The 13,427-nt window shown below is 40.2% G+C and carries 14 protein-coding genes; 9 read left to right on the top strand and 5 right to left on the bottom strand.

Annotation, left to right across the window (positions count from 1 at the left end):
- Positions 1–63: 63 nt before the first annotated feature.
- From sfsA to panD, 7 genes are all read left to right on the top strand, one after another.
- Entirely contained in the window at positions 64–774 is a 711-nt protein-coding gene (sfsA, locus tag ACU696_RS07230; protein WP_004913698.1) for a DNA/RNA nuclease SfsA, read from the top strand.
- Between the two features lie 195 nt (positions 775–969).
- Positions 970–1,425, top strand: coding sequence for an RNA polymerase-binding protein DksA (gene dksA / locus ACU696_RS07225; RefSeq protein ID WP_004260494.1), 456 nt, complete (start codon positions 970–972; stop codon positions 1,423–1,425).
- A 744-nt stretch (positions 1,426–2,169) separates the two neighbouring features.
- Complete coding sequence (pcnB, locus tag ACU696_RS07220) at positions 2,170–3,516, top strand: polynucleotide adenylyltransferase PcnB (protein WP_206608472.1); 1,347 nt, start codon at positions 2,170–2,172, stop codon at positions 3,514–3,516.
- A 17-nt stretch (positions 3,517–3,533) separates the two neighbouring features.
- Positions 3,534–4,025: a 2-amino-4-hydroxy-6-hydroxymethyldihydropteridine diphosphokinase gene (gene folK / locus ACU696_RS07215; RefSeq protein ID WP_004913705.1), complete on the top strand. Its 492-nt coding sequence runs from the start codon at positions 3,534–3,536 to the stop codon at positions 4,023–4,025.
- Positions 4,026–4,083: 58 nt separating this feature from the next.
- Positions 4,084–4,875: a 3-methyl-2-oxobutanoate hydroxymethyltransferase gene (gene panB / locus ACU696_RS07210; protein ID WP_004913707.1), complete on the top strand. Its 792-nt coding sequence runs from the start codon at positions 4,084–4,086 to the stop codon at positions 4,873–4,875.
- A 30-nt stretch (positions 4,876–4,905) separates the two neighbouring features.
- On the top strand, positions 4,906–5,769 hold the full coding sequence (panC, locus tag ACU696_RS07205; RefSeq protein ID WP_004913709.1) for a pantoate--beta-alanine ligase: 864 nt from the start codon (positions 4,906–4,908) through the stop codon (positions 5,767–5,769).
- A gap of 236 nt (positions 5,770–6,005) precedes the next feature.
- The gene (gene panD, locus ACU696_RS07200; RefSeq protein WP_109912045.1) at positions 6,006–6,386 is read left to right on the top strand and encodes an aspartate 1-decarboxylase; all 381 of its coding nucleotides are present in this window, start codon (positions 6,006–6,008) and stop codon (positions 6,384–6,386) included.
- 125 nt (positions 6,387–6,511) lie between these two features.
- Here the strand turns inward: panD and ACU696_RS07195 are convergent, their stop codons facing one another.
- Entirely contained in the window at positions 6,512–7,282 is a 771-nt protein-coding gene (locus ACU696_RS07195) for an ABC transporter permease (protein WP_004913713.1), read from the bottom strand.
- Positions 7,279–8,220 (bottom strand): ABC transporter ATP-binding protein, encoded by a 942-nt coding sequence (locus ACU696_RS07190; RefSeq protein ID WP_004913716.1) that lies wholly within the window; start codon positions 8,218–8,220, stop codon positions 7,279–7,281. Before ACU696_RS07190 ends, ACU696_RS07195 begins: the two co-directional genes overlap by 4 nt.
- Before the next feature lie 257 nt (positions 8,221–8,477).
- Between ACU696_RS07190 and can the strand changes: the two genes are divergently transcribed.
- Positions 8,478–9,131: a carbonate dehydratase gene (can, locus tag ACU696_RS07185; protein WP_042851647.1), complete on the top strand. Its 654-nt coding sequence runs from the start codon at positions 8,478–8,480 to the stop codon at positions 9,129–9,131.
- Positions 9,132–9,386: 255 nt separating this feature from the next.
- Here the strand turns inward: can and hpt are convergent, their stop codons facing one another.
- Together hpt and cueO are read right to left on the bottom strand one after the other, a co-directional pair.
- Positions 9,387–9,923, bottom strand: coding sequence for a hypoxanthine phosphoribosyltransferase (gene hpt / locus ACU696_RS07180; protein WP_004260548.1), 537 nt, complete (start codon positions 9,921–9,923; stop codon positions 9,387–9,389).
- A 126-nt stretch (positions 9,924–10,049) separates the two neighbouring features.
- The gene (cueO, locus tag ACU696_RS07175; protein ID WP_004913722.1) at positions 10,050–11,666 is read right to left on the bottom strand and encodes a multicopper oxidase CueO; all 1,617 of its coding nucleotides are present in this window, start codon (positions 11,664–11,666) and stop codon (positions 10,050–10,052) included.
- A gap of 240 nt (positions 11,667–11,906) precedes the next feature.
- Between cueO and ACU696_RS07170 the strand changes: the two genes are divergently transcribed.
- Complete coding sequence (locus ACU696_RS07170; RefSeq protein WP_004913725.1) at positions 11,907–12,254, top strand: YacC family pilotin-like protein; 348 nt, start codon at positions 11,907–11,909, stop codon at positions 12,252–12,254.
- Positions 12,255–12,313: 59 nt separating this feature from the next.
- On the opposite strand, the gene ACU696_RS07165 is transcribed toward ACU696_RS07170, so the two are convergent.
- On the bottom strand, positions 12,314–13,363 hold the full coding sequence (locus ACU696_RS07165) for an AbrB family transcriptional regulator (RefSeq protein ID WP_110732211.1): 1,050 nt from the start codon (positions 13,361–13,363) through the stop codon (positions 12,314–12,316).
- Positions 13,364–13,427 lie beyond the last annotated feature (64 nt).

Raw genomic sequence — 13,427 nt, 5'->3', positions numbered from 1 at the left:
GACATTGTAGCATTAGCCTCTTTTGCCAGTAAGCATATTACCGACAACGATAGCGGAGACCCCATGGAATTTGAACCCGCCTTACAACCAGCTACTTTAATTAAGCGTTACAAGCGCTTTTTGGCTGATGTCACTTTACCGAGCGGTGAAGAAATTACCATTCACTGTGCAAATACAGGCGCTATGACAGGTTGTGCTACCCCTGGTGATACCATTTGGTATTCGACTTCCAATAATACAAAACGCAAATACCCGTATAGTTGGGAGTTAACCCAAACCGCAGACGGCCATTTTATTTGCATTAATACCCTTCGTGCGAACCAATTAGTTGCACAAGCATTAACCGAAAAACACATTCCAGAATTATCTGAATATAGTGTAATAAAACCTGAAGTTAAATATGGCACAGAAAATAGTCGAATCGATTTTTTTCTAACGCAAAATGGATTGCCAGATTGCTTTATCGAAGTAAAATCAGTAACTTTACTCGAAAATAATCAAGGATTCTTTCCTGATGCAGTGACACTTAGAGGCCAAAAGCATTTAAGAGAGCTCATGCATATTGCGAAAGAAGGAAAAAGAGCCATACTATTGTTTGTTGCTTTGCACACAGGTATTCACGTAGCATCAGCAGCGGCTCATATTGATAAGCAATATGCGCAATTATTAGAGGCAGCGAGACAAAGTGGTGTTGAAGTGCTTTGTTATCAAGCTGATATAACTGTTCAACAAATGGTGTTAAGTAAGCAGATTCACTTTAACTCTATTAAATAAAGTTTTTTTAACCGATTTTTATACGAGGCCGCAGAGTTCTGGGCGCTAAAAAGGGAATAAACACGCTCGCCCTCACAGCATTACAAAACTCATTGCAGGAACGATTGCCAAGAGAGCAGTCTTCTGCTATTTATAGCGACCTTAATTTTTCCCCCTTGGGGTTTTTGTAAAATTTGCGTGTGTAGGAGAAGCATTATGCAAGAAGGGCAAAAACGTAAGACATCGTCCTTAAGCATTCTCGCCATTGCTGGGGTTGAACCCTATCATGAAAAAGCTGGCGAAGAGTACATGAACGAGGCCCAGTTGGCGCATTTTAAGCTCATTCTCGAAGCATGGCGCAATCAACTCAGAGATGAAGTGGACCGGACTGTTACTCATATGCAAGATGAGGCAGCTAACTTTCCAGACCCCGTTGATAGAGCCGCTCAGGAAGAAGAATTCAGCCTTGAATTACGTAACCGGGACCGTGAACGTAAACTGATTAAGAAAATCGAAAAAACGCTGAAAAAAGTTGAAGATGACGACTTTGGCTATTGTGAATCATGTGGTGTAGAAATTGGTATCCGTCGTTTGGAAGCCCGTCCTACCGCTGATTTATGTATCGACTGTAAAACATTAGCAGAAATTCGCGAAAAGCAAATGGCAGGCTAGTGTCTATATGGAGTCCTGAACGGCGCATATTACTGCGCCGTTACAAGGGAAACGCTTCATGCTATTATGTTCCACTCCTGACATGTTCCGCTCCTGACTTTTGATTTACATTAACCATCAAGTCAACCCCATCCTACTCCCTATTTTCTGCCAGTTGATGGCCACGATCGCCTCTCACTCACCTTTAAATAAGATAAATATTTACTTTCACATAATTTTTTACGCAAATAGATTATGTTATTTTTTTGCTCTACAGTTTGAGCTTAAATAATTAACTGACAACAAAAAATCGCTTAAAATAAGGCTTCTAATCGTATCCGCCTATAGCGAGAACGCTTTTCTGGCTATTATTTTACGTAAATTTTATTGGTAACGTTTATAATTAGAGGTGACTTTTATTCGTTTAACCATTCTCAAAGAAACTTCTGTGAGCTATGATTAGCCGCTTATTTTGTTTAATGAATATTGGTAATGACATCGAGGTGTACTATTTTTAACCGAGTAGCAAATTTCTGCCGTAATATTTTATCTCGCAATACAGACGCATCCCCTGAAGATGCAGTACAACATCGTGATCCTTCGCGAGATATACAGGCAGCCGGTAAAAGGCCAGTCACTCATTCTGCTCATGCGCAAACCGCATCTAAAGAGCAGAACACAGCTCAACCCCATAAAACAACCCCTATTAAAAAAACGGTTCGTCAATCTCAACGTGCCGATTCAACACCTGAGAAGCGCCCTACAATGACAACCGTAAACGACGAAAACATTACTGTTATCCCGCGTTCCGAGCACCCTATTTCACGCAGTGATATTAGTGACAATGCATTAAAAGTGCTGTATCGCTTAAACAAAAGTGGCTTTGAAGCCTACTTAGTGGGTGGTGGTGTGCGTGATTTGCTTTTAGGTCAAAAACCTAAAGACTTCGATATTACGACAAACGCAACGCCTGAACAGATCCGCAAATTATTCCGTAACTGCCGTTTAGTGGGTCGCCGTTTTCGGCTGGCACATATTATGTTTGGCCCCGAAATCATAGAAGTTGCAACTTTCCGTGGCCACCATGACCAAAATGCATCAGATGACAAAAACTTATCTGCACAAGCACAAAACGGCATGCTATTGCGCGATAACATCTTTGGCTCCATTGAAGAAGATGCGATTCGTCGGGACTTCACCGTTAACAGTCTATATTACAACATTGAAGACTTCACATTACGTGACTACGTCAATGGCTTGAATGACCTCAAAGCTGGCGTTATTCGTCTAATTGGTGATCCTGAAACGCGCTATCGTGAAGACCCTGTTAGAATGCTAAGAGCGGTACGTTTTGCCTGCAAATTAAATATGAGCATCGAACCAAAAACCGCTGAGCCAATTTACCAACTTGCTCATTTATTGAGAGAAATTCCATCTGCTCGGTTATTTGAAGAGTCTCTCAAATTACTCCAAGCAGGCCAAGGTTACGCTACCTATAAAATGCTCAAAAAGTATGGTTTGTTTGAGCAACTTTTCCCTGTTGTCGCAAGCCGTTTTACAGATAACAGTGATTCGCCAATGGAAAAAATCATTGAGCAAGTTCTTAAAAATACTGACTTCAGACTAAAAAATGATAAGCGTGTTAACCCTGCTTTTTTATTTGCTGTTATGTTATGGTACCCAGTTACAGAGCATGCTGAGAAGTTATCTCAAGAAGGCGGGTTGGCCTATTACGACGCCTTTGCGCTGGCAATGAATGATATTCTAGACGAGCAGTGCCGTTCAATTGCTATCCCAAAACGCATTACAACCACAATGCGTGATATTTGGTTATTGCAGTTACGCTTACCTCGCCGCCAAGGCCGTCGTGCCAATAAATTAATGGAACACCCAAAATTCCGTGCAGCGTTTGATTTATTAGAATTAAGAGCTAATGTCGAGCACCGCAACGAGTTACAAGAGCTAGCGTTATGGTGGACTGATTTTCAGCAAGCAAATAATATCAAACAGCGTGAAATGATTTCGGAATTAGGCAATGCACCCACTCGCCGCCGCCATCGTCCACGTTCATCACAAGGCGGTTCTGGGGCACGTCGGTCAAATAAGTCATAATAGATAGAGAGAATATAATGGAACAAGTCTATATTGCTGTAGGAAGTAACCTTGGTGAGCCACTATTACAGGCACAGCAAGCTATTGCAGCTTTAGATGCGATACCCAATAGCCGCGTTGTTTCTACCTCTTCTGTTTATCGAACTAAGCCTCTAGGCCCGCAAAATCAGCCAGATTTTCTTAATCTGGCTGTGTTACTTGAAACAACTCTTGAGCCCGAAGTTCTCCTCAACTATACACAAAAAATCGAACTTGAGCTGGGCCGTGTACGCAAAGAGGAGCGTTGGGGGCCACGAACGCTGGACCTCGATATCATGCTTTTTGGTAACCGTATCATCAATACTGAACGGTTGATCGTTCCACATTATGGGCTAAAAGAGCGTGAATTTATGTTGTATCCGCTTAGTGAAATCGCCCCTTCTCTTGTTTTTCCTGATGGCGAAAAGCTTTCAGAAAGACTCACACAAGTCCCTCGAAATGGCCTAACGTTTTGGGATATTCCAGCCTGAAATGTTCAACCTCTTATGAGGTATGGTCGCAGGGAGATCATTTCCGGAGGTTATTATAATGAAACCAATTTCTCTGGCTGATTTATGTCAGTTTAAAAAAGACAAACACAAATTTGCAACTATGACAGCCTATGACTCAAGCTTCGCTCAATTATTTTATGAGCAAGGTATCCAAGTGATGCTCGTTGGAGACTCACTTGGAATGACGATTCAAGGTGAATCCTCCACCTTACCCGTTACTGTCGAGCAAATTGCTTACCACACCCGATGCGTTCGCAAAGGCGCGCCAAATGCCTTCATTATTGCAGATATGCCATTTATGAGTTACGCCACACCAGAACAAGCTTGCGCCAATGCGGCTATTTTAATGCAGGCAGGCGCAAACATGGTCAAAATTGAGGGTGGCAGTTGGTTATGTGATACGGTAAGAATGCTAGGAGAACGCTCTGTTCCTGTGTGTGGCCATCTAGGTTTAACGCCACAAGCCGTCAATGTCCTTGGCGGTTATAAAGTCCAAGGACGTGATGAAGTCACCGCCAATCAATTACTCAAAGATGCGATTGCACTAGAAAATGCAGGCATCCAATTGTTGGTTCTTGAATGTGTCCCAACCACCTTAGCCAATCATGTTACGGAAGAGCTACTATTGCCCGTGATTGGTATTGGTGCGGGAAATGGGACTGATGGACAAATTCTTGTTATGCATGATGCGCTGGGTATTACCGCACGAGCCCCTAAATTCGCAAAAAACTTTTTAGCTCAAGCGGGCAACCTTCATGATGCTATTCGTATGTATATCCAAGAAGTGGAAGATGGCATTTACCCAAGTGAAGCCCATTCTTTTTCTTAATTGATGTCAGAAATTATAAGGAACACACGTATGCTTATCGTTGAAACGGCGCTTATCTTACGCCGTGAAATCCGCCGCTGGAAACAAGAAGGCAAACGTATTGCACTTGTCCCAACAATGGGTAATTTACATGATGGTCACTTAACACTCATTGACCAAGCAAAAAAACAAGCTGATGTTGTGATTGCCAGTATCTTCGTTAACCCGATGCAATTTGATAGGCAATCTGATTTAGCCAATTACCCACGAACGTTGCAAGAAGATTGCGAAAAACTAAAACGTCGTGACATCAATTTGGTTTTTGCGCCTTCCCCTCAAGAATTCTACCCAGAAGGGATGGAAAAACAGACTTTTGTTGAAGTTCCAGAGTTATCGACCATATTAGAAGGCGCAAGCCGCCCTGGGCACTTTAAAGGTGTCGCAACGGTTATTACTAAGTTGTTCAACTTAGTACAGCCAGATATTGCCTTGTTTGGTGAGAAGGATTACCAGCAATTACAATTAATTCGCAAGTTAGTTGCTGACTTATCATTTGATACACAAATTGTTAGCGTCCCAACAGTTAGAGCCAAGAATGGTCTAGCACTGAGCTCACGCAACAATAATTTGTCAGCGGAAGAGCTAAAAACAGCGCCTAAGCTGTATCAAATTATGCAACAAGCGGGTGAAAAATTAGTGGCTGAACCTGATGCATCTGAAGTTATTATTGAAGAGATGAACAATAGCTTACGAGAAGCCGGCTTTACTCCTGATGAGCTATTTATTCGCGATGCAGATACATTATTACCACTTGGTGAGTCCAGTAAACGTGCGGTTATTTTAATGGCGGCATGGTTAGGTCAAACGCGTCTTATTGACAATTTACAAGTTGACCTACCAAGTAATATTGCATAAAACAATAAGACTTATAACACTATCACAGCAACCATCTTGCTGCGTTGCTAAGCCTGTTGCGACTTATATACACGTAGTCAACAACGCTGCAGTTTTGAAGGCACTATGATTTTATTCAAAGTCATTCAGATTGCAGCTAGGCGACAAGTAAGTGAGTCCCTAGGAGCATACATAAATATGTGACTAGGGCGAGCGCACGTAGTCAACAACGCTGCAATTTGAAGGACGAAGAAGACATGTTAAGAAGAATGTTGCAAGGCAAACTCCATCGCGTCACAGTCACACAAGCAGACTTACACTACGAAGGCTCATGTGCGATTGATCAGGACTTTATGGATGCCGCTGGGATCCTTGAATACGAGGCCATTGATATTTACAACGTTGATAATGGCGAACGTTTTTCGACTTACGCAATTTCAGGCGAACGGGGCTCAAAAATCATCTCGGTTAATGGTGCTGCTGCCCGCCGCGCTGCGGTTGGTGATAAGCTGATTATTTGTTCTTATGTACAAATGGAAGATGAAGATGCGCGCCTACATAAGCCAAAAGTGGCTTATTTTGATGAAAACAATAAAATGAGTCGCATCGCAAAAGCAGTCCCTGTTCAAGTGGCATAATGTTGGATTTTATTTATCCAACAATTTGATTAGTATTGCCATTTATATACATCTCAATAAAAAACGGCTTTTGATTACGCTAAGTACCAAAAGCCGTTTTTTTTTACACAATTTCAGCCCAAAATTTAACTTCTTAAGCCTCTACCTTGCTCAATCAAAAACCATGTTAATGCATAAAAGACGACTAAAAAAATCATTAAGACGCCTAACGTAATCGCGATAGAAACATCGGCTATTCCCAGAAAACCATAACGAAAGCCGCTGATCATGTACACAATTGGGTTCAGTTTAGAAACGGCTTGCCAAAACGGTGGTAACAGCGATAGTGAATAAAATACACCACCTAAATACGTTAATGGTGTTAAGACAAAGGTTGGAACAATACTAATATCATCAAATGTCTTTGCGAAGATAGCATTTAGTAAGCCAGCAAGTGAAAATACAATTGCGGTTAGCAATAACGTTATGACTACCATTGCCCATGAATGCACTTGCAATGGAATAAAGAATAACGATACCAATGTAACAAGAAAACCCACTAAAATCCCTCTAGCAACACCACCGCCGACAAAACCTGCGATAATAATATGCGTCGGAACGGGGGCTACCAGTAATTCTTCGATATTTTTCTGAAATTTAGAGCCAAAGAAAGAAGAACAAACATTTGAATATGAATTAGTGATCACCGCCATCATGATTAACCCAGGGACGATGAATTGCATATAATCTACACCACCCATATCACCAATTCTAGAACCAATTAAGTTACCAAAAATCACAAAATACAGCGACATTGTGATCACCGGTGGTAATAGTGTTTGTATCCAAATACGACCAAACCGTGTGACTTCTTTTATCCAAATGGTTTTCAATGCGACCCAATATAATGAGATCATCTTGCAATCTCCTTCTCGGTTGCATTACTTTCTCTTTTAACTAAGTTAACAAATAACTCTTCTAATCGGTTTGCTTTATTTCGCATACTTAAAATCTGAACACCTTGCTCACTAAATTGGCTAAAGACACTATTTAGACCTTGCTCTCTTTTAACATCCACCTCAAGTGTTGAAGTATCTATCAAACGAGATTCATACCCTAATAATTGAGGGATCGGACTTTTTGGCATTAAATCAAAAATAAAGGTTTCTGATTCTAATTGGCTCAGTAATTGCTTCATACTAGTATTTTCAACTAATTCACCATGTTGAATAATGCCAATATTACGGCACAACATTTCAGCCTCTTCCAAATAGTGAGTTGTTAAAATAATTGTCGTCCCCTGAGCGTTAAGATTCTTTAAAAATGTCCACATTGAGCGACGAAGCTCAATATCAACACCCGCAGTGGGTTCATCCAAAATTAATAGCTTTGGTTGGTGCATCAATGCACGGGCTATCATTAAACGGCGTTTCATACCACCGGACAAATTACGTGCCCGCTCATCACGCTTTTCCCATAAATCAAGTTGGGTTAGGTACTGCTCTGCACGTTGTACCGCAACAGAACGCGTAACCCCATAATAACCGGCTTGGTTAAGGACAATTTGTAATACCGTTTCAAATGGATTGAAATTAAACTCTTGAGGCACTAATCCAAGTTGCTGCTTTGCTTGCACAACTTGTTTTTCTAAATCATAACCAAATACTTTTACAGACCCGCTTGTTTTGTTTACCAGCGAGCTAATGATCCCTATTGTAGTTGATTTACCCGCGCCATTTGGTCCCAACAATGCGTAAAAGTCACCGTCTTCAACGCTCAGATCAATCCCTTTCAGGGCTTTCACACCACCTGGGTAGGTTTTGGTTAACTGCGATAACTCAAGTGCATATGTCATATGTAAAAAAAACCTTTATTCTTAGAACGGTTTGAAGGCAATATATCACCATGATGCCACTTTTTTCTGCTCTATGTTATGCAGAAAAGAGATAATTAGTTTATACAATATAATTCAATATGTTATAAATTTAGGGTTGTCTTGTCTAAAAGACAGGTTCATCATAAGGGCATTAAAATTAGTATAACTAATTATTAATTAATCAATAAATGTTGTATAAGATTTTATCGCAAAGTAACACAACTAGGCTATAAGTCATGATGAGAAAAATCGAAGAGCTGTTTGCTAACAATGAAGCATGGTCAGCATCAGTCAATGAACAAGACCCCGAATTCTTCAAAGAATTATCAAAAGCACAAAAGCCGAGATTCTTATGGATAGGCTGCTCTGACAGCCGAGTACCTGCAGAAAAACTCATTAACGCGGCACCTGGGGACCTTTTTGTGCACCGTAATGTTGCCAACTTAGTCATTCACACTGACCTAAACTGTTTATCAGTCATTCAATATGCGGTTGATGTCTTACAAGTTGAGCACATTATTATTTGCGGCCACTATGGCTGTGGTGGTATTGAAGCGGCGGTTGATAATACCGAACTTGGCTTAATTAATAACTGGCTATTACACATAAGAGATATTTGGTACAGACATAGCTCTATGTTGGGTGAATTAAAGCCTTGTGAGCGTCTTAACCGTTTATGTGAGTTAAATGTTGTTGAGCAAGTTTATAACTTAGGGCATTCAACGATCATGCAGTCTGCATGGAAACGTGGCCAAAAAGTGATGATCCACGGCTGGGTATATGGGATTAATAATGGTCGATTACAAGACTTACATATTACTGCCGATAGTCGAGAAAAACTTGAATTGTGTTACCGTGAAGCCATTTCTACTTTAACTCAAAAAAAGTAATTTAAAATATAAATTGGAAGCTCTTATAATTAAGAGCTTCTTTCTTATTAATCCCCAAATCAGCATAATTAAAATATAAAAAACTTTCCTTTCAATTGACTAAAAAAAAAGAAAATAAAATTCAATTAAAGCAAATTTATCATTAACAACAAATGAGAGTAAACAATTAAAATTAAGATATAACGTGTTGTTAATATTATATTAAAACAAAAGGACAGCTTACGCTGTCCTTTTTATTCATGCTATTCTAAAGTTTTATTCTTCAAGTAACGTTACATGGCCAATATAAGGTAAATGGCGATATTGTTGAGCGTAGTCAATACCGTAACCCACCACAAATTTGTCTTCGATAGAATAACCAATCCACTCAACAGGAACCTGTACTTCTCGACGTGAAGGTTTATCCAGCAATGTACAAATAGCGACAGATTTAGGGCCGCGTAATTCGAAAATCTCACGTACTTTATTTAAGGTATTACCTGAATCAATAATATCTTCAACAATTAAGACGTGTTTATCGCGAATATCTTCATCCAAGTCTTTGACAATTTTAACATCACGGCTTGATGTCATCGCATTACCGTAACTTGAAACAGTCATAAAATCGACTTCATGGGGAACATCAATCTTACGGCATAAGTCGGCCATAAAAATAAATGAACCTTTTAGTAAGCCAACAAGGACTAATTCACCATCAAGTTTTTGATAATGAGCACTAATTTTATCGGCTAATTCGCTGATTCGCTGAGCAATCTCTTCTTCAGAGATCATCACTTCAAGGGTATGTTTCATCTTCTATTACGCATCTATGGGAATGGAAAGCGCGTAATTTTATCATAGGCAGCACGCATATACTAATAAAGGAAAATGCAGTGCTAAAATTTCACACTACATTTTCTCTGAAAGTAAATGTGGCTGTTAACTCACAGTGAAGCCCAACATCATCCCTGTATCTTCATGCTCTAAGAGATGGCAATGAGCCATATAAGGGTGCTGTTGTGTTGCAGGGTGTTTAAATTCAACTAAAATTTCACTCACCTGCCCTTCTACTTTGACAATATCTTTCCATCCTTGACGATGAGGCTCTACGGCTTGGCCGTTTTCTTTTAGGATACGAAAACGCGTGCCATGAACATGGAATGGATGCAACATCATATCACCGCGTCCTGAAACGACCCAAATTTCTTGTTGATTCATAGGAGCGTTGAATGCAGGATGCGTCATTGAGAAAACTTGCCCATTTATAGTATTCGCATTATGAATATCCAAGCCATCAGAACCTGTACCACAATGGCCGCCACTTCCCATTTTGCCATTCATATTTCCATGATTCATATTACCTGCATTCATGTTACCGTGGTTCATATTCCCCATCATTGCACCATGACCGCCCATATTCCCCATCGCCTGATCGCCATATTTTTCACGCAACATCATCATGCCTTGCATATCTAAGCGCATATCCATCATTAAATGGAAACGACGGCGATTTAAGCCAGCAAGAGAAGGAATCGCGGGTATGGCTGCTAGTGTTGATGGTAAGTCACCTTCCCCTTTCGTCAACGTTGTTTCGATACGCAGCACTGGCAAAGGCTGGTCAAATGGTGCAATCGTCATTCCCATTTGCCCGACAGGTAGCGTTACCAAATCAAATGCGCGGCCATCGGAGGCGTCAATTAATACCTCAAAACGCTCTCCCATCAAGATAGGTAATTCGGTTAGCGCAATCGGCTCAGCTAATAAACCACCATCACTCGCAACGACATACATTTTACGTCCATCACTGGTGGAAATATTTAAGCTTCTAGCATTACAGCCATTTAATAACCTTAATCGTATCCAACCTTTCGGGGCAACATGTTTAGGATAAACAGCACCATTCGTTAGCATGATATCGCCAAACCAACCCACTGCGGCACTCATCACATCAAGTTGATAATCAATTTGGCCATCATCTTTTAGGCGTTTGTCTTGCAAAATGACTGGAATATCATCAACACCCCAATCGTTTGGTAAGCCATGCTTTGTGCTGTCATCATCTTTAATTAATACAAGGCCTGCTAACCCCATAGCCACTTGATAGCCGGTTTTTCCATGAGTATGAGGATGGAACCAACATGTCGCTTCACTTTGGTTTACCGTAAAATTCACTTTTCGGCTTGCGTTTGGTTCGATTATTGCTTGGGGGCCGCCATCTTGTTCACCTGAAATTTCTAAACCATGCCAATGAACTGTCGTGTCTTCTGCCAGTTGGTTAACAATATTGATATTAACATTCTGTCCATTTTTCAAGCTAATTGCAGGGCCTAATAAATTGCCGTTATAACCCCATGTTGTCGTTTGCTTTCCAGGAACAAATTGTGAAACGCCCTTCTGGATAACCAACTGAATGTTACCTTGCGCATCAGGCTCCAATAAGGGGGGGATCGCTAATGTTGGATAATTTCCCGCTGCGACCGCGATGCGGCTCCAAATAGGCAGCGCACTTGCAGCATATGTGATAGCACTTAATTTAAGAAAATCGCGACGTAGCATTGATAACCTTCCTTTTATTTATCAAATTGATAATCATCTGTGGTGTGATTTATGACAAATTACACTTTCGAAGCAAAACATGGTTTAATGACGGTATGATAAAGCTTCCCCTTACAGGAAGGTCAATAAAACCACTCCATAAATGTGGGTTTATTACATGGATTTAAGAAAAATATAGTTGACTAACAATTCTATTCTTATGCTAACGTAACTTGACATAGAAAACAGATAGAATAACGAATGCGCAAATTTATATTGATGTCATGCTTAATGACTCTGTTAGGGATAACCAATTCTGCCAGAGCTCTTTCCACCAACGAAGCTGAAGATCTTGCTGATCTCACGGCCGTTTTTATTTATCTAAAATATGATTGCGGGTATTCACAAATCCCAGATAGAGAAATTGAACGTGCTATTGTTTACTTTGCGAAAAGTAACAAATGGGATCTTAGTAACTATAATGCGGAAAAAATGACCGTTCTTAACAAAGAAAGTTATAGTGATCTAAAAGGGATACCACTCACCACCGAGTTTAAATGCCAGTCTCTTGCTCGCGATTCACTAGGCCTCTTTGCTTACGTCAAATAAGCAGATGAAAAAAGCCTATCAAGAAAACATGCCAAATATCGCCTGCATGTTTTCTTTCTTTACTTTAAATGACTATTTCTTTTTTGCCTTCTTTCTTGCCAAAACAACGCTATCGATGGAATACTTTGAATAATTACCATCCTGATAATATGGTTTGACATAACAAAGCCCGCGTCTAAATTCATGGTGATTGCGGCGAATGTCATCGCTTCCATACTCCCCGGAGCCCACGCTAACAATAGTACCGAAATATCATAGCCTGTAATCCAAGAGGCAAATACCGTGATAAGAAAAGTCAGCACGATATTAACCACCACAACTTGGGCCGAAGAGTATATATTTTTAATTAACGATGAAAGTGGAAACACAATGAAATGGTTACCAATGTTCATCCCAATTAATACCATACTGAGTTCAGTCAACATCAACGGGAAATTTAATGGGATATCCGCCCAACCTTGAATAAGAGTTGCTGCCGCTAATGACGTTAACATAAAAGGTGCGGGGACTTTTAAACGCTGTAATATTGCCCCTGAAATTACCCCAACTGCAATAATGAGCACTAGCCATCCCGTTGCAACTAATGTCAATTCTGGAAATTCTATTATCGGTTGAGGATCTCCATCGCTCCCCACAACAATTCCTGCTAATAAAATAAGAATAATTAAGCGAATTGTATGGGAAATAACAATTTTCTGAGGTGGGGTATGAGTATGGTCAGTTAATGCCAGAATAGCTGCCATAGCACCGGGGACAGAGCCAAGCATCGCTTCTTGTTTTGTCCAACCGACTTTGCGGTAAAACCAAAAAAAACTAAATGAAAATTGTACAGCCAAACAGACAACTAGCATCAATAGTAAAAGAAATAAATTGTCTGCTTCATTAAGTGATACTTGATTAAACATCAAGCCCACAGAGGTCCCGAGCGTGACTTGAACAAAGGTAATAGTATGTTTAGGGATGGCAAACGAAACACCAAAACGATGAAAAATGATAATGGCAATGATTGGGCCAAACATCAATGCAAGGGGAACTCCGAGGTAAGTCAGCCCGCCACCAATCAAGGCACAGATGGAAATCCCACCTAACATTTTTAATAATTTCATCATATGGTATTAACCATTAAGTCTTTTTATAGTCCTAATTTATATCATATTATTTTAAGTCATATGA

This window comes from Providencia sp. PROV_01 (assembly GCF_053098325.1).
The sequence above is the reverse complement of the archived record's forward strand: the minus strand, read 5'-3'. Positions and strand labels throughout refer to the sequence as shown.